This window comes from Mesorhizobium sp. B4-1-4 (assembly GCF_006439395.2).
Classification (GTDB): Bacteria; Pseudomonadota; Alphaproteobacteria; order Rhizobiales; family Rhizobiaceae; genus Mesorhizobium.
Genome location: NZ_CP083950.1, coordinates 3,531,610 through 3,549,894, shown reverse-complemented (window position 1 = coordinate 3,549,894; position 18,285 = coordinate 3,531,610). Strand labels below are relative to the sequence as shown.

General features: G+C 62.8%; 17 protein-coding genes and 1 pseudogene. 11 read left to right on the top strand and 7 right to left on the bottom strand.

The window, feature by feature from the left end:
- Positions 1-119 precede the first annotated feature (119 nt).
- Entirely contained in the window at positions 120-1,643 is a 1,524-nt protein-coding gene (locus FJW03_RS16915; RefSeq protein WP_140763498.1) for an FAD-dependent monooxygenase, read from the bottom strand.
- A gap of 256 nt (positions 1,644-1,899) precedes the next feature.
- Between FJW03_RS16915 and mntR (FJW03_RS16910) the strand changes: the two are divergent.
- A pseudogene (gene mntR / locus FJW03_RS16910) lies at positions 1,900-2,307 on the top strand (manganese-binding transcriptional regulator MntR); the annotation flags it as partial.
- A gap of 123 nt (positions 2,308-2,430) precedes the next feature.
- Here the strand turns inward: mntR (FJW03_RS16910) and FJW03_RS16905 are convergent.
- Genes FJW03_RS16905 through FJW03_RS16880 form a run of 6 tightly spaced genes read right to left on the bottom strand, consistent with a single transcriptional unit; the run spans position 2,431 to position 9,813 of the window.
- Positions 2,431-2,964, bottom strand: coding sequence for a sarcosine oxidase subunit gamma (locus FJW03_RS16905; RefSeq protein ID WP_226890383.1), 534 nt, complete (start codon positions 2,962-2,964; stop codon positions 2,431-2,433).
- Positions 2,957-5,905: a sarcosine oxidase subunit alpha family protein gene (locus FJW03_RS16900; protein ID WP_140763501.1), complete on the bottom strand. Its 2,949-nt coding sequence runs from the start codon at positions 5,903-5,905 to the stop codon at positions 2,957-2,959. The genes FJW03_RS16905 and FJW03_RS16900 overlap by 8 nt, the downstream gene beginning before the upstream one ends.
- A 4-nt stretch (positions 5,906-5,909) precedes the next feature.
- Positions 5,910-6,167 carry a sarcosine oxidase subunit delta gene (locus tag FJW03_RS16895; RefSeq protein WP_140744479.1) on the bottom strand — a complete coding sequence of 86 codons (258 nt, stop codon included), beginning with the start codon at positions 6,165-6,167 and terminating at the stop codon, positions 5,910-5,912.
- 12 nt (positions 6,168-6,179) lie between these two features.
- Entirely contained in the window at positions 6,180-7,436 is a 1,257-nt protein-coding gene (locus tag FJW03_RS16890; RefSeq protein WP_140611633.1) for a sarcosine oxidase subunit beta family protein, read from the bottom strand.
- A gap of 9 nt (positions 7,437-7,445) precedes the next feature.
- Positions 7,446-8,594, bottom strand: a complete 1,149-nt coding sequence (locus tag FJW03_RS16885) for a M24 family metallopeptidase (protein WP_140763504.1) — start codon at positions 8,592-8,594, stop codon at positions 7,446-7,448.
- A gap of 37 nt (positions 8,595-8,631) precedes the next feature.
- On the bottom strand, positions 8,632-9,813 hold the full coding sequence (locus tag FJW03_RS16880; RefSeq protein ID WP_140763507.1) for a M24 family metallopeptidase: 1,182 nt from the start codon (positions 9,811-9,813) through the stop codon (positions 8,632-8,634).
- Between the two features lie 255 nt (positions 9,814-10,068).
- On the opposite strand from FJW03_RS16880, the gene ehuB reads away from it, so the two are divergent.
- From ehuB to FJW03_RS16830, 10 genes are all read left to right on the top strand, one after another.
- The gene (ehuB, locus tag FJW03_RS16875) at positions 10,069-10,932 is read left to right on the top strand and encodes an ectoine/hydroxyectoine ABC transporter substrate-binding protein EhuB (protein ID WP_226890382.1); all 864 of its coding nucleotides are present in this window, start codon (positions 10,069-10,071) and stop codon (positions 10,930-10,932) included.
- Between the two features lie 57 nt (positions 10,933-10,989).
- Complete coding sequence (gene ehuC / locus FJW03_RS16870) at positions 10,990-11,718, top strand: ectoine/hydroxyectoine ABC transporter permease subunit EhuC (RefSeq protein ID WP_140611641.1); 729 nt, start codon at positions 10,990-10,992, stop codon at positions 11,716-11,718.
- The gene (ehuD, locus tag FJW03_RS16865; protein WP_140611643.1) at positions 11,715-12,374 is read left to right on the top strand and encodes an ectoine/hydroxyectoine ABC transporter permease subunit EhuD; all 660 of its coding nucleotides are present in this window, start codon (positions 11,715-11,717) and stop codon (positions 12,372-12,374) included. The genes ehuC and ehuD overlap by 4 nt, the downstream gene beginning before the upstream one ends.
- Entirely contained in the window at positions 12,371-13,150 is a 780-nt protein-coding gene (gene ehuA, locus FJW03_RS16860) for an ectoine/hydroxyectoine ABC transporter ATP-binding protein EhuA (RefSeq protein ID WP_140763510.1), read from the top strand. Before ehuD ends, ehuA begins: the two co-directional genes overlap by 4 nt.
- Positions 13,147-13,896, top strand: a complete 750-nt coding sequence (locus FJW03_RS16855) for a GntR family transcriptional regulator (RefSeq protein ID WP_140611647.1) — start codon at positions 13,147-13,149, stop codon at positions 13,894-13,896. Before ehuA ends, FJW03_RS16855 begins: the two co-directional genes overlap by 4 nt.
- Positions 13,897-14,258: 362 nt before the next feature.
- The gene (gene mntR, locus FJW03_RS16850; RefSeq protein ID WP_140692366.1) at positions 14,259-14,708 is read left to right on the top strand and encodes a manganese-binding transcriptional regulator MntR; all 450 of its coding nucleotides are present in this window, start codon (positions 14,259-14,261) and stop codon (positions 14,706-14,708) included.
- A gap of 103 nt (positions 14,709-14,811) precedes the next feature.
- The gene (locus FJW03_RS16845) at positions 14,812-15,000 is read left to right on the top strand and encodes a hypothetical protein (protein ID WP_140611651.1); all 189 of its coding nucleotides are present in this window, start codon (positions 14,812-14,814) and stop codon (positions 14,998-15,000) included.
- Between the two features lie 130 nt (positions 15,001-15,130).
- Positions 15,131-15,598 (top strand): hypothetical protein, encoded by a 468-nt coding sequence (locus tag FJW03_RS16840; protein WP_140611653.1) that lies wholly within the window; start codon positions 15,131-15,133, stop codon positions 15,596-15,598.
- A 165-nt stretch (positions 15,599-15,763) separates the two neighbouring features.
- On the top strand, positions 15,764-16,702 hold the full coding sequence (locus tag FJW03_RS16835) for a neutral zinc metallopeptidase (protein ID WP_140611655.1): 939 nt from the start codon (positions 15,764-15,766) through the stop codon (positions 16,700-16,702).
- A gap of 154 nt (positions 16,703-16,856) precedes the next feature.
- Positions 16,857-18,122 carry a TCR/Tet family MFS transporter gene (locus FJW03_RS16830; RefSeq protein WP_140763513.1) on the top strand — a complete coding sequence of 422 codons (1,266 nt, stop codon included), beginning with the start codon at positions 16,857-16,859 and terminating at the stop codon, positions 18,120-18,122.
- Positions 18,123-18,285: the final 163 nt, after the last annotated feature.

Below are 18,285 nucleotides of genomic sequence, written 5' to 3'. Positions count from 1 at the left end.
TATGTCACGGCTCAACATTATGCAATATGCTATATTTCATTGTCGGTGCTTTTTGTCCGGCATTTTGCCGGAGGTGGCGAACAGGCAATCGGACTCGATATCCGGGTCGAGCAATTGCCCTAGATTCCGATGGAAAAGCCTCTATCGCTGCAATAACGCTCGAGCGTATCGACCGAAGCCTGGGGATCGGCTAGCGCCACATAGGTGTCGGGCCGCAGGAGATAGAGCGCATCACGGGCCAGGCCTGCTGCTTCATAAGCAGGCCGCCAGTCGAAGACGTTCAGCGGAACCCGATGGCGTTCGCACCAGGACCTCACATCGCCATTGGCGACGCCGTAGATATGGACCTGCCATTGCGGGGCGGCGAGCGACGTAAAATTGTCCAATCCCCCGACCGGCGCCCATGGCAGCCGGTCGCCGCCGCGGACCTCGCCCGCAGAGCCCTCGCTGACGGGGCTGTCGCGGTAGTTGAGGGTGATTTGCGAAACGGTCCGGAAGATGAATTCGCGAACCCGGTCGATGCCGAGGACCCTGGGTACGACAATCGGCGCGATCCGCGTGCGTACGAGGTCGGCGATGTGCCCGTCGGCAGTGACGAAGGTGAAGATGCGGTCGGTGGTGGCAACGAGGCGTCTGGCGAATGCAATGCGCTCGATCTCATAGCTGTCGAGCAGGGCATCGGGCGCCCGTGCCGCGAGCACGCAAGACAGTTTCCAGGCAAGGTTGATCGCGTCCCCGATCCCGGTGTTCATTCCTTGTCCGCCGACCGGACTGTGGATATGCGCCGCGTCACCCAGCAGGAATGCGCGGCCCTTGCGGAACTGCCCGGCGACGCGGTGGTGAACATGGTAGGTCGAGAACCAGTTGACCTTTTCGATCTTGATCTTCAGGTTTTCGATCGCCTTGCTGCTGACGTCGTCGAATGTCAGCGTGTCGGCATGATCCGCGCGCTCGTCGCGGACCGTGCCGATCAGCCGAGCGCGGCGCGTGTCCGCCAGAGGAAAGATCGCCAGGAAGTCGGCCTCGTCGAGATCGACATGCAATTCGCCATTGATCGCTTCACCGGATGCCTCGACATCGGCGACGTAAAAAAGTTCACGATAGGTGCCGCCGGAAAAACCGGCCGATATCGTCTCGCGCACCAGGGAATGGGCGCCGTCACAACCCGCCAGATAGCTGAATTCGGCGGTCTCCTCGCCATGCTCGCCACGCAGGCGGGCGACAATATGGTCGCCGTGGTCGGTGAAATCATGCAATTCGGTCCGCCGCTCGACGGTGACGCCCAATTGTCCGAGCCGTTCGACCAGAAGGCGTTCGTGCTCGTCCTGCGGAAAGATCTGCAAAAAGGAATAGGGCGACAGATCCTCGCCGATCGCGGCGAACGGCACGCGCGCCTTCGCTTTACCGCGCACCCACAAATTGGCGGCGCGCACCTTGTGGCCGCGCGCGGTCACGGCATCGGCCAGATCGAGTTGACGGTAGAGTTCGAGCGTGTGCGCGGCAACGGCCAAGGCGCGCGACGTCGTGCCGGGCTCGGCGGTCCTGTCGATGATGCGGACGCCGACACCCAGCCTGGTGAGCCAAAGCGCCAGCACCAGGCCGGTTGGGCCGGCGCCTACGATCAGAACGTCACTGCGGGTCATGGCTTTCTCCCTGGCGGCGATTGCAGTCGGGCGGTTTCAGATCAGCAACACCCAAATATGGCCCCAGGAGTCACGGACAATGGCACTGGATCGGTTTCTACCTTCTCATCGAGGGCATAGGCTGGCGGAGGAACGTCGTCCCGACGCGCAACGACCTGCTTGCCGATCGGCGAACATACCTCCAAATAAACGGCCTGAAGAATCAAAGCCCGTGCTATAAAAACAGAGACGGCAAAACTCCCAGGAGGAGCGCGCATTGGCGCTGAAGAACAAACCGGTCCCGCGTGAGCCATTGCCTGACGCCGACGTCCATTCGGAAGGGTTCCGGCAGACGCGCGAAGCGCGCCGCAGCGCACTTGTCGAGGACTATGTCGAGCTGATCGCCGACCTGATCGAGGACGGGAACGAGGCGCGCCAAGTCGATATTGCGGCTAGGCTCGGCGTCGCCCAGCCGACAGTGGCCAAGATGCTGACCAGGTTGTGCGCCGACGGGTTGGTGTCGAGAAAACCCTATCGCGGTGTTTTCCTGACCGAGGCCGGCCGCAAGGTGGCCGAGGAGAGCCGCATCCGTCACCAGACGGTGGAAGCCTTCCTGCGCTAGCTCGGCGTCAGCGCCGAGACGGCGCGCATCGATGCCGAGGGCATCGAGCATCATGTCAGCGCCGGAGGCTCCGGATGGCTTTGTTGGTGGGTTTTGGCGGTCGACAGCCGCTGTCGAGCGATCCTCGACGTGATTACTTCCAAATCCCCGGTTGGAAAGGGTTCCATCTTGTCGGCCAGCGGTCAGTCAATTTCGCGCTTTAATTCCAGGCGAAGAACGGCTTTCGGCGATCCAGTCCGCAAGGCTGCGCGCAAAGCTTCGCGGCACGATCATGTCGCAGCCGGTCTCGCTCGTGCGCAGGACGAGCACCGGTACGTGATGGAGGGCCGTTTGCAATGCGCGGCCTGGCGCTGAGCCTGCCGAGCGCCAGTCGGCTGCGATGCAGTTGGAGAGGATTTCCAGGAGGCCCGCGCCGCTCAAGCTGAAGCGCACGCGTCCCTCGCCGAGGGAGAGCGAACAGCCCAGCTCGGGATCGATCGCGGGTTGCGGCGGTTTTGCATCCGCCTCCGTGATCAGCCACAGACGGCGGGGAGAGACCCGGACGATGAGCGTGTCGGCACAACGGGCAGTCTCGCCGACGGAGACGGGCAGGGCGGTGCCCAGCAATTGCGAAACACTCAACTCAAACCGGGCCAGCATCCCGTCCCAGCCCTCGATCTGAACGATCGGGCAATCTGACGTCGACAGATTGAAATCTTTCAATGCCAGAGCCTCAACCATGCAGCCGCTCTCCTTTCGGATCCAGAAAGACGGGCGAGACGATGCGGGCGCGAACGGTTTCAGCCTTCATCGGATAGGTGGCGAGGACTTCGCTTCCCTCGACCGCGACATCGCCTGCCAGCAGGGCAAGGCCGACATAACGGCCGTGCTCCGGGCTGAACGTGACCGAGGTTATCCGGCCGCGTCCATGCCCTGCAACGGTATCGTCGGGCATGAACAATATCGCGCCGCCACGCAGGCGCTTGCCTTCCTCAGTGCATTCCAGTCCGACAAGTCGCTGGCGGTTGGGCGCCTGAAAGGCCGGACGCCGCCGCAAGACATCACCAACGAATCCGGTGCGCTTTCCGATCATGCGGCCAAGGCCGAGATCGTCGAGCGCGGTACGGCCATCGATCTCGGGTCCGGCGACATGGCCCTTTTCGACCCGCAGCGCCCCGAGCGCTTCGACCCCGTAGGGTCTCAGGCCGAAGGGCGTGGCGGCCTCAAGCAAATGGTGCCAGACCTTCCCGCCGGCAGTTGCGCCGACATAGATCTCGTAGGCGCGCTCGCCGGAATAGCTGAGCCGCATGATGCGCAATGCCCGGCCGTCAAACTCCGCTTCGGCAAGGCCCATATGCGGCAGCGCATCGTTCGAGACGTCGATCTCCGGAAAGGCGGCGGCAAGGATATCGCGGCTCCTCGGTCCGGCGACCGACATCGCTGCCCATTCGTCGCTGACGGAGGTGACGGCGACGCGCAGGTCCGGCCACGCGGTGTCGAGCAGGAATTCCAGCCGCGACAGGACATCGGCCGCCTTGGCGGTCGAGGTGGTCATGAAGAAGCGCGTTTCCGAGAGCCGCGTGGTCGTGCCGTCGTCGAAGACGATGCCGTCATCGCGCAGCATGACGCCGTAGCGGGCGCGGCCTACCGGCAGCTTGGCGAAGCCGTTGACGTAGACGCGGTCGAGGAAAATGGCCGCGTCGGGCCCTTGCACGTCGATCTTGCCGAGGGTGGAAATGTCCATCAGGCCCGCGGCCCCGCGCACCATGCGCATCTCTGCGACATAGGCCTCGTTCACGTCGCGACCGGCGGCGCGATAGAAGTAAGGACGCATCCACAGCCCGACCTCGAGCATCTCGGCGCCGTTCGCCACATGCCAATCATGCATCGGCGTGCGGCGAAACGGCTTGAAATGGTGGCCGACGGCGCGGCCGGCGAGCGCGCCGATAGCGATCGGCGCGTAGGGCGGACGAAAGGTCGTTGTTCCGGTTTGCGGGATCGTCGCCTGGCGCAACGCCGCCATGGCCGACAGCGCGGCGAAATTGCTGGTCTTGCCCTGGTCGGTCCCCATACCGAGCGTGGTGTAGCGCTTCAGGTGCTCGACCGATTCATAACCCTCGCGATACGCCAGTTCGATGTCCTTGCTGGTCACATCCATCTGGAAATCGACAAAGGCCTTTCCGCGGCCGACGAAGGGGATTGCACGGAACGCGTTGGCCGCGGCTTCGCCGAGATCGAGCCTCGCAGGGGCCGGTGCGGCTCGAGATTTTCCGCAGAAGGCCGCAGCTTCGATGCCGGCACGGTGGCCGCGGTCGGTGGCATCGGCGGTCGAGAAGCAGCCCATCGTTGCACCGGCGCCAAAGTGGCCTGCCGGAAAGGCGCCGGGGATGAAGCCGTCCATGTCGTCGCGATAGATAGGCTTGACCCCGAGATGCGAGGTGAGATGCACGGTCGGTGACCAGCCGCCGGACACGCAGACGAGGTCGCACGCAATCTCCGAATTGCCGCGCGGCCCGGCAAGCTTCGCGGCCTTGACCTCATGGCCGCCACGCAGGTCGGCGATTTGGGTCCCGGCCCGGATCGCTATGTTCAGGCGCCTGGCTTCCTCCGCCAGATCGGCAGGTGAGGCGCTGCGCTGATCCGCGATGGTCACTTGCGCACCGGCGGCGGCGAGGTCGATGGCGGTGAGATAGGCGCCGTCATTCGCGGCAGCGACCAGGATATTCTTGGCCGGCAGGACGGCGAAGCGATTGAGGTAGATCCGGGCGGCCGATGCCAGCATGACACCCGGCCGGTCATTGTTGGAGAAGACCAGCGGCCGCTCGATGGCACCGGTGGCAAAGACGACTGCGCGGGCGCGAAGCATGGTGAAGACCTGCCGCGGAGCGCCTTGCGCGGTCGGATCATCGTTTCGTTCGATCAGCGCCAGGGTGTTGCCGTCATAGGCGCCGAACACCATTGTCTTGCGCAGCACCGTGACGTTGGACAGGCCTGCCAGTTCGGTCTCGACCGCCTTCAGCCACGCTGCCGCCTCGCCATCGGAACGCTCCGAAAGAAGCTGGCCGCCGAGCAGGAAATCCTGCTCGATCAGCGCAACGCTTGCGCCCGCGTATGCCGCGGCGCGAGCCGCCGAGAGGCCGGCAGGGCCGCCGCCGACAATGGCAATATCGGCAAATGCGTGACGCACCTCGTAGCGATCGTGATCGGGCTCCGTGCCGGCTCGGCCCAGGCCTGCCGCCCGGCGGATGAAATGCTCATAAAACATCCAGGCGCGCCGCGTCGGTCCCATGAAGGTCTTGTAGTAGAAGCCGGCCGAAAGGAACGGCGCAAACAGCCCGTTGATGCTCTGCAGGTCGAAGCCGAGCGAGGGCCAGCGGTTCTGGCTTTCGGCGGTCATGCCTTCCGCCAGCTCGAGCGTGGTGGCCGGCAGGTTCGGTTCGCGCCGTCCCCCACTCCCGAGGGTGACCAGAGCGTTCGGTTCTTCGGGGCCGGCCGAGAAGATGCCGCGCGGTCGGTGATATTTGAAGCTACGTCCGGTGAGTGTGATCCCGTTGGCCAGCAAAGCCGAAGCCAGCGTGTCGCCTTGGTAGCCGTTCAGCGTGCGGCCATCGAAGCTGAAGCCAATCGGTTGCGCACGATCGATGCGGCCGCCTGCTGGCAAACGTCTGTCATTCGAGTTCATGCTTCTATGTCCTGGCGAAGCCGACGGAGAGGATGGAATGGTCGCGGGTGTCGCGCTCGACGACGAGCCATTGCCGGCAGCCGGCGACATGTTGCCAGAACTCGCTGTGCGGCCCGGGCGGGTTTTTGCGGACATAGACATAGCGATACCAGGTCTCCGGGTCCGGATCGTCATGACCTGGACGCGTGACCGAAGCGTCCCCGCCATAGCGGAACTCGTCATGGTCGCGCGGGCCACAGCACGGACATTCGATGCGAAGCATTTGTCTTGCCCTTTATTGAAGCCAGGCGGAGGGACCGGCACCGGCCTCGTCGAGTGTGTGGCCGGTGCGGAAACGGTCGAGCCCGTAAGCGGCGATCAGCGGATGCGGTTTGCCGGTCGCCAGCGTGTGTGCAAAACACCAGCCCGAAGCTGGTGTCGCCTTGAAGCCGCCATAGCACCAGCCGCCGTTGAGATAGAGCCCGTCGATCGGCGTCGGGCAGATGATCGGGCTGGCGTCGGGCGTCATGTCCATGACGCCGCCCCAATGGCGCAGCAGCCTGACGCGCGAGATGCAGGGCATCAGCGCGATCGCGGCCTCCGCCACCTCGCGCACGACGCCGAGATTGCCGCGCTGGGCATAGGAATTGTAACCGTCGAGATTGCCGCCGAAGACAAGCCCGCCCTTGTCGGATTGGCTGACATAGAAATGATCGGCGCCATAGGCGACGACATGGTCGACCAGCGGCTTCAGCGGCTCGGTGACGAAAGCCTGGAGCACATGGCTTTCGATCGGCAATTCCAGGCCTGCCTTCCGTCCGAGCACCGACGTATGACCGGCAACGGCGAGGCCGACCATGCCGGCGCCGATCCGGCCCTTGCTCGTCTCGACGCCGATGATCCTGTCGCCATCGCGGACAAAACCGGTTACTTCGCAGTTCTGGATGATGTCGACGCCATGACCATCGGCGGCGCGCGCATAACCCCAGGCGACGGCATCGTGGCGGGCGGTGCCGGCGCGACCCTGCAGAATGGCGCCATATATCGGAAATCGCGCCGTGTCGGAGAAATCGAGATAGGGCACCAGCCGCCGCACTGCATCGCGGTCGAGTATGTCGGCATCGATGCCGTTCAGCCGCATGATGTTGGCGCGATGACTGAAAGTGTCGAGCTGGTCCGCGGAATGGGCGGTGACGATCTGGCCGCGCTGCGAAAACATGACGTTGAAATTCAGCGCCTGCGACAGGCCTTCCCACAGCTTGACCGAGAATTCGTAGAATTGGGTGTTGCCGTCGAGCAGGTAGTTGGAGCGGATGACAGTGGTGTTGCGGCCGACATTGCCGCCGCCGACATAGCCCTTCTCCAGCACGGCGACATTGCGGATGGCGTGGTTCTCGGCGAGATAGAAGGCCGTGGCCAGCCCATGTCCGCCACCACCGACGATGATCACGTCGTAAGCCGGCTTCGGCTCCGCCGCGCGCCAGGCGCGCTGCCAGTTCTTCTGGCCGGAGAGGCCATTGCGGAAAATCGAGAACGCAGAATAGCGCGACATGTTCATGGTCTAGCGAACGATCGAACCGGCCGGGGTGCGCGTCAGCACTTCAGCGCCTGCGTCGGTCAGCAGCACCGTGTTTGACATGAAATGGTCGCCGCGGCCGGTGCCCATCAGCCAGGACAGGATGTGAAAGCTCATGCCAGTCTCGATTTCGAGATCGGAATCGTGCCTGAGGCCGGTCACCGAATTGCCGCCGGTCCAGGATGGCGGCTGGCCAATGCCGACCAGATACCCGCAATGATGGCGACGATAGTGCGAGAGACCGGCTTCGTCGGCGACGTCTTGCCAGGCGGCATAGACGTCGCGCGCTCTGACGCCAGGTCTGAGCGCCTTGACGACGGCATCGAATGCCTTGGCCGTCACCTCGGCCATCGCCGCGTCTTGATCCTTGGTGCTGCCAATACGGATCAGCCGGCCAAGCGGCGCATGATAGCGCGAGACGCAGCCGGAGAGTTCGACGAAGACAGGCTCGCCGGTGCGGTAGATGCCGTCGCCCCAGGTCGTGTGTTCTTCCCCGAGCCTGGCGGCCGGACGAATGAACGGGCCGAAGCCCGGCGCGTGGCCCCCGGCGCGGATCATCGCCGCCACGCATTGGGCGGCGACCTCCTGCTCGGCGGCGCCGGCGGAGATTGCCGCGATGGCCGCACCTGCAGCAGCGTCCGTAACCTTGGCGGCGCGGCGCATCAGCACCTGTTCCTCGGCACTCTTCACCAGCCGCATCCTGTCGACGAGCCCGGAAACGTCGCTCCACCTGGCGTCGGCCCGCGCCTCGAGCCTCAAGGCGAGGCCATGGCTCAGACCCGCCGTCCAGTTTTCGAGGCCGATCTGTTTGCCTGCCAGGCCAAGCTCAAAAATGAGGCGCGCGGCCAGATCGGCAGCGGTTTCGCTGTCGGAATGACCGCGGAAATCCGCCGCCTTCACCTGGTTCTCTATCGTCACTTTTTCCATTGACCGGGTGACCAGAACCGGTCGACCGTCGAGTGGGACAATCAAGAGGTGTGGCGCGAAATAGCCCCAATGGTCGAGGCCGGTGAGATAGAAGATATTCTCAGGCGAAGCGAAGATAGCGGCATCAAGCCCGCGTTCTGCCAGCGCCGTGGACACCTTCGACAGGCGGCCGGCGATTTCGGCTTCGGAAAAGGGATTGCGGTCCATTGGGTATCCTTGAAGTTACCGGCTCTTGGGCTGGTGGTCAGTCAATGACGATGAGATCGCGGGTCACGTCGCACAGCCGTTCGCCGCCGCCTTCGGTAACGACGAAGGATTCGGAAATGGCGACGCCGAAATCGTCGAGCCATACGCCGGCCATGAAGTGGAAGCACATACCGGGCTGCAGTTCGGTCTTGTCGCCAGGCCTCAGGCTTGCGGTGCGTTCGCCCCAATCCGGCGGATAGGCGAGGCCGACAGGATAGCCGACGCGGCTTTCCTTCTTCAGCCCGTTTCTGCGCAGCACCGCCTGCCAGGCGGCCTCGACCTCTTCGGCAGTGTTGCCGGGCCGTGCCAGATCGAGGCCCGCATCGACCCCTTCGACGATCGCCTTTGCCATATCGGAGAGGGCGGTCGGCGGCTTGCCGAAATGCACCGTCCGGGTTAGCGCCGCGTGATAGCGCCGTCGCACACCGGCGATCTCGATGATGGCCAGCCCGCTGTCCGGAAGAGGCGCGTCCGACCAGGTCAGATGCGGTGTGCTCGTGCCTTCGCCTGCCGGCATCAGCGGGCAGATTGCTGCGTAGTCGCCGCCGACGCCTGGCAGGCCCATGATCTGGGCATGATAGATTTCCGCGATCACTTGGTTCTGCGGCACGCCCGGTCGCATCTTTTCGACCGCGCGGTTCATGGCATTGTCGCAGATCGCGCCGGCTTCACGGATCAGCACCAGTTCGGCCTCCGATTTTACCAGCCGCGCCCAGTTGACGAGGTCGTGATTGTTGCCGAAACGCGCCGCGGGCAGGCCGCCGACAAGATGGGCATGACAGCGCGCCGTGTAGTAGTGCGCGTCCATCTCGACGCCGATGCGCGCCTGTTCCCATCCGCGTGCCCGGATCAGGCTGGCGAGTTCGTCATACGGATGCTCGATAGGCTGCTGTACCAGCCGCTCGGAGAACGCGACGATGTTTTCTTCGGGCAGGCCGGTGGTCAAGCGGGCGCTCCTGGCGTCCTGCGCCCTGCCGAACCAGATCGGCAGATTTTCCTCCAGGTGGACGAGCACGCATTGCGGCACGTAGAAGGACCATCCGTCGTAGCCAGTAAGCCAGCACATGTTTGCGGGATCCTGGCAGACGATGAGATCGAAGCCGGCCTTCTCCATGCGCCGCTTCACGCCCGTCAGGCGCTGCGCGTATTCCGTCTTCGTGAAATTGGCTGACCTGCTCAAAACTTGTCCCCGTGACCATCGTGATCGATTGCAAGTCCGCCGCTACATTTCGAGGCAGATACCTCTAATTGTGCACAACTAGCAATCAATCCAGCCACACATTCGGGCTGACATCGGTGATTTTCCAGATTCGTACAGGGTGTCTTGCGATATGTCCAGATGAGTTGTATACGTCTTACATGTTCGATGTGACGATGGAGAAACGTCCTTCGAGCCAGTAAGCTCATCCAAAAAAGAAAAGGGGAATGCATGCTCATGTCACAGATATCTCGCCGCACGGCCATGAAGACGGCTGCCTGCCTTGCGCTCGTCGCGACTATGTTCACGGCGCTTCCGGCTCAGGCCGAAACGACCCTCGAACGCGCCAAGAAGGACGGCTACATCCGCGTCGGTTTCGCCAATGAGGCGCCGTTCGGGTTCGCAACGCCTGACGGCAAATTGACCGGCGAAGCGCCCGAGGTCGCCAAGGCTGTGCTCGCCAAGATGGGCATTTCGCAGGTGGACGGCGTGCTGACCGAATTCGGGTCGCTCATACCTGGCCTGAAGGCTGGGAGATTTGACATCATCGCTGCCGGCATGTTCATCAATCCAAAGCGTTGCGCGGAGATCAATTTCTCCGAACCGTCCTATGGTATCGGTCAGGCCATGCTGGTGGCGAAGGGCAACCCGAAGGGCATAAAGGATTATTCGAGCGTCAAGGACAATCCCGATCTCAAGCTTGCGGTGATGGCGGGCGCGGTCGAGGGTGGATACGCCAAGGATGCAGGTGTCGCGCCAGGGCAGATCGTCGCTTTGCCTGACCAGTCCAGTCTCGTTGCCGCCGTCCAGGCAGGGCGCGCCGACGCCGCCGCGCTTACCGCATTGTCGATCGCCGATATGGCCAAGAAGGCCGATGGCGTCGAATCGACCAAGCCCTTCGGCGAAGTTGCCGGCAAGTCGGTGAAGGGGCACGGCGGCTTCGGCTTCCGCAAGGAGGACACCGATCTCCAGGAAGCGTTCAATGCCGAACTGAAGAAATTCATCGGCTCACCGGAGCACATTGCGCTGGTCGAACCACTCGGCTTCGGTAAGGATTATCTGCCGAACAAGACCACCGCGCAGCTCTGCAAGGGCGAATAAGTTCCCAACTGCTGGGCGGCGTGAAAGCGCCGCCCCTTTTTTTGCTCGGAGAAGCAGATGGGAATCCGCACGCTCGTTGCCATGCTGGTTGTCTCGCTAGCCGTGATCGCCGTGCTTGCAACGCAGGCAACATACAGGCTGTTCCTGCCGGGGCTGCTGCAGGGCGCCGTCCTGACAATGGAGATCGCCATCCTGGGCAGCCTGCTGGCGGTCATCATGGGCGTGCTCGCCGCCTTGGCACGTATGTATGGCCCGGCGCCGCTTAGATGGCTGGCGACGGTCTATGTCGAGATCTTTCGCGGCACCTCGGCGCTGGTGCAATTGTTCTGGCTATTTTTTGTGCTGCCGCAATTCGGCGTCACGCTAGACGCATTTCTCGTTGCCGTGCTGGCGCTCGGCCTGAATGTCGGGGCCTACGGATCCGAATGCGTGCGGGGGGCCATCCAGTCAGTCGCGCGCGGCCAGTGGGAAGCGGGAACTGCGCTCAACATGAGCCGCGCGCAGATGCTGCGCCGGATCATCCTGCCGCAGGCCTTCATCGCCATGATCCCGCCTTGGGGCAATCTGTTCATCGAGTTGCTGAAGTCGACCGCGCTGGTCTCGCTGATCACCCTGTCGGACCTTGCCTTTAAGGCGCAGCAGATGAACCAGAACACGTTCAAGACCATTCCAATCTTCACGCTGGTGCTGCTGATGTATCTCGCCATGTCGCTCACCGTTTCCATCGGCATGCGGCTGCTCGAAAAGCGGGCCTCGCTCGGCTTGGCGCGAGGGAAGGCAGCATGATCTGGGATTGGAGTTTTGCCCTAGAGATCCTGCCGGTGCTGGCGCGCGCCGCGGTCATCTCGATAGAGGCGACGCTGCTCGGTTTCGCCATCGCGGCCTCGCTCGGCCTGGTCCTGGCGGTGATCCGCATCGCCGTGCCGTGGACCGGTTGGACGATCTCGGTGCTGGTCGAGCTGATCCGCTCGACGCCATTGCTCATCCAGATATTCTTCCTCTATTTCGTCTTTCCGAAATTCGGCCTTGTGCTCGACGCGTTCACGGCTGGTGTCATGGCGATTGGCATTCACTATGCCGCCTACTGCTCGGAGGTCTATCGCGCCGGCTTCGACAACATCCATCGTGGTCAATGGGAAGCCTCGATCGCGCTGAATCTCTCGTCCTGGACGACCTTTCGCGACATCGTTATCCCGCAGGCCATTCCGCCGATCGTGCCGGCGCTCGGCAACTATCTCGTCGCGCTGTTCAAGGAAACGCCGCTGCTTTCGGCTATCGCCGTGCTGGAACTCATGCAGACAGCCAAGATCATCGGCTCCGAGACTTTCCGCTACACCGAGCCGATTACCCTGGTCGGCCTGTTCTTCCTTGCGATGAGCCTGGTTTCTGCCGCGCTTATTCGTGCCCTCGAACGCCTGCTCAACCGGAGGAACACGCGATGACGGAACAACCGATGGTCCGCTTCGACAATGTTTCCAAACGCTACGGCGCGTTGACCGTTCTCGACGGCTTGAACCTCGAAATCGCGCGCGGCGAGAAGGTCTCCGTCATTGGCCCGTCCGGTTCGGGCAAGACCACCGTGCTGCGCATGCTGATGACGCTGGAGACGATCAATGATGGTGTCATCTGGGTCGAAGGCGAGCCGCTGACGCACATGCAGCAGGGCGGAACGCTTATGCCTGCCAACCTTGCTCACATCCGTCGCATCCGGGCAAAGATCGGTATGGTCTTCCAGTCCTTCAATCTGTTCCCCCACATGACGGCGATGGCAAATTGCATCGAGGCGCCGATAACCGTGCTTGGCATGAAAAGGACGGATGCCGAGGCGCGGGCGGCCGAGCTTCTCGACATGGTTGGGCTGTCGCAGAAGAAGGATCATTACCCTTCCCAGCTTTCCGGTGGCCAGCAACAGCGCGTCGCCATCGCCAGGGCGTTGGCGATGCGACCCAAGATAATGCTGTTCGACGAGGTGACCTCGGCGCTTGATCCGGAACTTGTCGGCGAAGTGCTGCAAGTGATAAGGCAAATCGGCCGCGAGCATGATTTGACGATGCTCATGGTCACGCACCAGATGGGCTTCGCCAAGGAATTTTCCGATCGCGTCTGCTTCTTCTACCAAGGCAAGATATGCGAGCAGGGACCGCCAGGCGAGCTGTTCGGTGCCCCTAAGAACGAGCGGACGCGGCAATTCCTGCATGCTGTCCTGGAGGCTGGATGACACTGGAGACGGATGCCTCGGTCACCACGGCGATCCTGGAGGCGCCGCGGCCGCTTTCGGCGCGGGAACGGTTCGAGCGTATCTACCGGATCCTGCGAGACCGCATCTGCCTGCTCGACTACCCGCCGGGAAGCCGGCTCTCCGAGGAAGAACTCGCCCAGGAATTCCAGATCAGCCGCACGCCGGTCCGTCGCGTGCTGGCACGTCTTGAGTCCGAAGGTCTGGTTCAATCCGTGCACGGCGTCGGCACCATAGTCACCGATGTCGACATCGAGGAACTGCAGCAGGTCTATCACTTGCGCCTCGAATTGGCGCTTCTGGTCGGCAAGCTTTCGCCGATCCCGCGGACGGCGGCCGACCTGGATCGAATCCGGACGCTCATCGCGCGCTGTGATTCCGACATGCTCAATCCGGATCAGCGGGCTTTCCTGCAGCTGAACATGGACTTCTTTTCTGAACTGACCGCCATGACCGGGAACCAGCCATTGCGCGAGATCAGCGAGAGACTTTATTTCCAGGTGGCGCGTGTCGTCCTGAAGATGATGCCTCAACTAGGACTTGTGGAAGAGTTCACGGCGTTTCGACGTGAGATGGAGGAAGTCCTGGCCGCAGCGGAGATCGGCGACTGGGAGTCGATCGGGCACATCAGGCGCGCGCATATCTCAATGAGCTTTCGACGCATGATGCGGCATGGGGATCATGCCAAGGACACGAACAGCGATCGCTTGGTACGGCAAGAAGAATAGTTTCTTTGCCCGAAGTTGGAAACGCTATTGGCGGATATCGTTGAAGGCGGCCAGCACCAGGCCGGTTGGGCCGGCGGCTACGATCAGAACGTCACTGCGGGTCATGGCTTTCTCCCTGGCGGCGATTGCAGTCGGGCGGTTTCAGCTCAGCAACACCCAAATATGGCCCCAGGAGTCACGGACAATGGCACTGGATCGGTTTCTACCTTCTCATCGAGGGCATAGGCTGGCGGAGGAACGTCGTCCCGACGCGCAACGACCTGCTTGCCGATCGGGCGAACATACCTCCAAATAAACGGCCTGAAGAATCAAAGCCCGTGCTATAAAAACAGAGACGGCAAAACTCCCAGGAGGAGCGCGCATTGGCGCTGAAGAACAAACCGGTCCCGCGTGAGCCATTGCCTGACGCCGACGTCCATTCGGAAGGGTTCCGGCAGACGCGCGAAGCGCGCCGCAGCGCACTTGTCGAGGACTATGTCGAGCTGATCGCCGACCTGATCGAGGACGGGAACGAGGCGCGCCAAGTCGATATTGCGGCTAGGCTCGGCGTCGCCCAGCCGACAGTGGCCAAGATGCTGACCAGGTTGTGCGCCGACGGGCTGGTGTCGAGAAAACCCTATCGCGGTGTGTTCCTGACCGAGGCCGGCCGCAAGGTGGCCGAGGAGAGCCGCATCCGTCACCAGACGGTGGAAGCCTTCCTGCGCTCGCTCGGCGTCAGCGCCGAGACGGCGCGCATCGATGCCGAGGGCATCGAGCACCATGTCAGCGCCGAGACGCTGGAGGCGTTTCGCAAGGCGATGACGGTGGGCTGAGCCTGGTGGGGCGACTTCCCCGGACGGACCAGCGGGCGGAACCGCCTGACCACACCGCACGTTGCTTCCGAGATCGCGCGATTGTCGCGCCAGGGAGAAGACGATGGGCGTCGAACAAGCACCGACCGCGAAGGGCAAGCAGGCGGCGAAGGGATTGAAGCAGGCTGCGGCCAGAGATGAGCGCAAGACGGAAGCCGAGACAGGCCACCCCTTGAAGAAGGGAGCGGAGCGGTTCGAGGAACGTTCGAAAAGCTCCGACGGCAAGAGCGCCGGCGCCAAGCAAAAAGACTGAGCACTCTGCTGTTACGGCTATACCGGCCGCGCGGGTGGAGACCAAGTGGCTTATGAAGGCTGGGTAGCGCCATCTGGACAGCGAGTCCTAGGAGTCGCATCCTCTTCTTGGGAGAAGGGGAAGGCTTGCAATGACCAGCGAAGTCAGGGCTATTCCAGTTTACACTGCCAAGGATTATCCTCGTATCCGCCAGCTTGCCGGCGCTGATGACATGCCGGCGACTTGGGAAGAGTGGCATACGGGTTTTGAAGCTTCCAAGGCGGAGAGACTCCACCGACGCGACTTCACCCATGCCAAAGTCCTCGTCAGGCCCGGCAAATTCAAAGCCTGGCTAGACGAAAACTCATTTTCGGCCACGGAGCATACGAGACAGCTCTACGTTCAGGAGCGCCTGGACTCAAAACGGGCAAGGGAGGAAGGGCGCCGCGAGTTGGAGCAAATGCTAATCGTCTCACAACGGCAACTGCTATCCTATTATCGGCCGCCATCGCCACGCGTGGTGCACCACGAGCCCTTCCCCAAAGGCCCGATCGGCTTGATCTATGCGGCCATAGGCGGCTTGTGCCTCGGGTGGCTGGCTCATCGTTGGCTTGGTTGAACATAGTCCCGGATGCGATCTCGTGAAGCGCCGGCTAGTTTGCAGATTTCAAACTGATGCACTACCGAAAAATGCTGTGACTTGGCGCAACCATTGGGATAATTGTTTGTTGGGTTGGGCCGGCCATACCGGAACAACGCGAAGTTCGCAGTGCGAGGAGTTGCCATGCTCTGGAGAGGTCGTCGTCAGAGTGACAATGTCGAGGACGACCGCGGCGACAGCGGCTCCGGCGGCGGGCTTGACGGCGGCGGCCCCGGCCAGTTCCGGATCCCCATCGGCGGCGGCGCGGGCGGTGGCGGCATGTCGCTCTCGGGCCTCATCATCTTCGCGGTTGTCGCGCTCATTGCCTGGGGTGTTTTCGGCATCAATCCCCTGCAACTCCTGAACGGGGACGGCGGCGCGCTGCTGCCGGGCGGCGGTGGCCAGATATCGGACAACAGCGGCGGCAACGGCGCCGCGCCCGCCAATGACGAGATGAAGCAGTTCGTGGCGACCGTCTTGGCCGAGACCGAAGACACCTGGACCGGCATTTTCAAGTCGCAAGGCCTGACCTATGAGGATCCCAAGCTGGTGCTGTTTTCCAGCCAAATCCGCTCGGCCTGCGGCTTCGCTTCCTCGGCGGCTGGTCCGTTCTACTGCCCCGGCGACCACAAGGTCTATCTCGACATGACCTTCTTCCAGCAGCTCGACCAGCAGTTCGGCGCCTCCGGTGAATTCGCCCGCGCCTATGTGATCGCGCATGAGGTCGGCCACCATGTGCAGAACCTCACCGGCATCATGTCCAAGTTCAACCAGATGCGGCAGGGCATGAGCGAAGCCGATGCCAACCAGCTGTCGGTGCGTATCGAGCTGCAGGCCGACTGCTTCGCCGGCGTGTGGGCCCACTACACCGCGCAGAAGGGCATTCTGGAACCGGGCGATTTCGAAAGCGCGCTGAATGCCGCCAAGCAGATCGGCGACGACACGCTGCAGAAGAAGATGCAGGGTTATGTCGTGCCGGAAAGCTTCAATCATGGCACCTCCCAGCAGCGGCAGACCTGGCTGGCGCGCGGTTACAAAAACGGCAAACTGTCGGACTGCAACACGATGAGCGGCCCGCTCTGAGCACTGATTCCACGGCGATACAATGACGGAAATGACGCCGTCAGGGAGTGTCAGGATCAAAGCTTCCTGCCTGTTCCCTCATTGTTCCTTTCGGCGGGCTCGCCTATAAGGTGCGTCCGCCCCGCCCAGGGCGATCAGAGGAGCTTGACCCGTCATGATCGACCCCAAAACCGCCAAGCGGGGCCTTGCGCTCGTTTTCACCACGCTGCTGCTCGACATTATCGGCTTCGGTATCATCATGCCGGTGCTGCCGGCCTATCTGCAGGAACTGTCCGGCGTCAGCATCAGCGGCGCGGCGATCGAGGGCGGCTGGCTGTTCTTCGTCTATGCCGCCATGCAGTTCTTCTTCGCGCCCATCATGGGCGGTCTGAGCGACCGGTTCGGCCGCAGGCCGATCCTGCTCGCCTCGGTGCTGACCTTCTCCATCGACAATCTGATCTGCGCGGTCGCCTGGTCCTTTCCGATGCTGTTCATCGGCCGCGTGCTGGCCGGCATTTCAGGTGCCAGCTATTCGACGACGTCGGCCTTCATCGCCGACATCTCCAACGATGAGAACCGGGCCAAGAATTTCGGCCTGCTCGGCATCGCCTTCGGCGTCGGCTTCGTCATCGGACCAGTGCTGGGCGGGCTGCTCGGCACGTTCGGGCCGCGCGTGCCGTTCTATTTCGCCGCCGGGCTCGCCTTCGTCAATTTCCTAATCGCGATGTTCTTCCTGCCGGAAACGCTCGATGAAAGGCACCGCCGCCGCTTCGAATGGAAGCGCGCCAACCCGGTCGGCACGCTGCTGCAGATGCGCCAGTATCAGGGCATCGGCTGGATCGGGCTCGTCTTCTTCCTGATGACGCTCGGCCACATGATGTATCCGGCCGTCTGGTCGTTCGTCTCAAACTATCGTTATGGCTGGAGTGAGCAACAGATCGGCTTCTCGCTTGGCGCTTTCGGCCTGTGCGGTGCCATCATCATGGGTACCGTCCTTCCGCGCGTGATCCCCAGACTTGGCGAGTGGAAGACAGCAGTGATCGGCCTGACCTTCACGGCGGCCAGCGCCTTCGGCTATGCCTTCGCCACGCAGGGCTGGATGATCTATGCGGTGATCGTAGCCGGTTGCCTGGAGGCCTTGGCCGATCCGCCGCTCAGGAGCCTCGCCGCCGCCAAGGTGCCACCTTCGGCGCAAGGCGAACTGCAGGGCGCGATGACCTCGATCTTCTCGATCACCTCAATCATCACGCCGCTGCTTTACACGGCCATCTTCTCCTGGTTCACCGGGCCCAGCGCACCCGTGGCTTTCGGTGGCGCGCCCTATCTGGTCGGAGCGTGCTTCCTGGTGCTGGCGCTCATCGTCTTCGTCACCAAGGTGGCGAGGCCGGCAGCGGCCAGGATCGTTACGACCGACGTCGCCGAAGACGGGGCGCAGGTATGAGCCATGACAGCCGCATCGCGCTGACCAGGACGGAGTGTCGCCGTCGCGGCTGGTCTTTGGTGTCTGGCGCCTGCTCGATGGCGGCCCCCGCCCGGATGCCGATCAGGTTGCTCGGCTGATCGGCACCGCATCGATGCCGGCGATCTCGCCACCATCGCCATCG

Bases quoted from the DNA above. Each gene is read 5' to 3' on its own strand.
- FJW03_RS16915 (WP_140763498.1), bottom strand. From the start codon at position 1,643: ATGACCCGCAGTGACGTTCTGATCGTAGGCGCCGGCCCAACCGGCCTG.
- FJW03_RS16905 (WP_226890383.1), bottom strand. From the start codon at position 2,964: ATGGTTGAGGCTCTGGCATTGAAAGATTTCAATCTGTCGACGTCAGAT.
- FJW03_RS16900 (WP_140763501.1), bottom strand. From the start codon at position 5,905: ATGAACTCGAATGACAGACGTTTGCCAGCAGGCGGCCGCATCGATCGT.
- FJW03_RS16895 (WP_140744479.1), bottom strand. From the start codon at position 6,167: ATGCTTCGCATCGAATGTCCGTGCTGTGGCCCGCGCGACCATGACGAG.
- FJW03_RS16890 (WP_140611633.1), bottom strand. From the start codon at position 7,436: ATGTCGCGCTATTCTGCGTTCTCGATTTTCCGCAATGGCCTCTCCGGC.
- FJW03_RS16885 (WP_140763504.1), bottom strand. From the start codon at position 8,594: ATGGACCGCAATCCCTTTTCCGAAGCCGAAATCGCCGGCCGCCTGTCG.
- ehuB (WP_226890382.1), top strand. From the start codon at position 10,069: ATGTCACAGATATCTCGCCGCACGGCCATGAAGACGGCTGCCTGCCTT.
- ehuC (WP_140611641.1), top strand. From the start codon at position 10,990: ATGGGAATCCGCACGCTCGTTGCCATGCTGGTTGTCTCGCTAGCCGTG.
- ehuD (WP_140611643.1), top strand. From the start codon at position 11,715: ATGATCTGGGATTGGAGTTTTGCCCTAGAGATCCTGCCGGTGCTGGCG.
- ehuA (WP_140763510.1), top strand. From the start codon at position 12,371: ATGACGGAACAACCGATGGTCCGCTTCGACAATGTTTCCAAACGCTAC.
- FJW03_RS16855 (WP_140611647.1), top strand. From the start codon at position 13,147: ATGACACTGGAGACGGATGCCTCGGTCACCACGGCGATCCTGGAGGCG.
- FJW03_RS16845 (WP_140611651.1), top strand. From the start codon at position 14,812: ATGGGCGTCGAACAAGCACCGACCGCGAAGGGCAAGCAGGCGGCGAAG.
- FJW03_RS16840 (WP_140611653.1), top strand. From the start codon at position 15,131: ATGACCAGCGAAGTCAGGGCTATTCCAGTTTACACTGCCAAGGATTAT.
- FJW03_RS16835 (WP_140611655.1), top strand. From the start codon at position 15,764: ATGCTCTGGAGAGGTCGTCGTCAGAGTGACAATGTCGAGGACGACCGC.
- FJW03_RS16830 (WP_140763513.1), top strand. From the start codon at position 16,857: ATGATCGACCCCAAAACCGCCAAGCGGGGCCTTGCGCTCGTTTTCACC.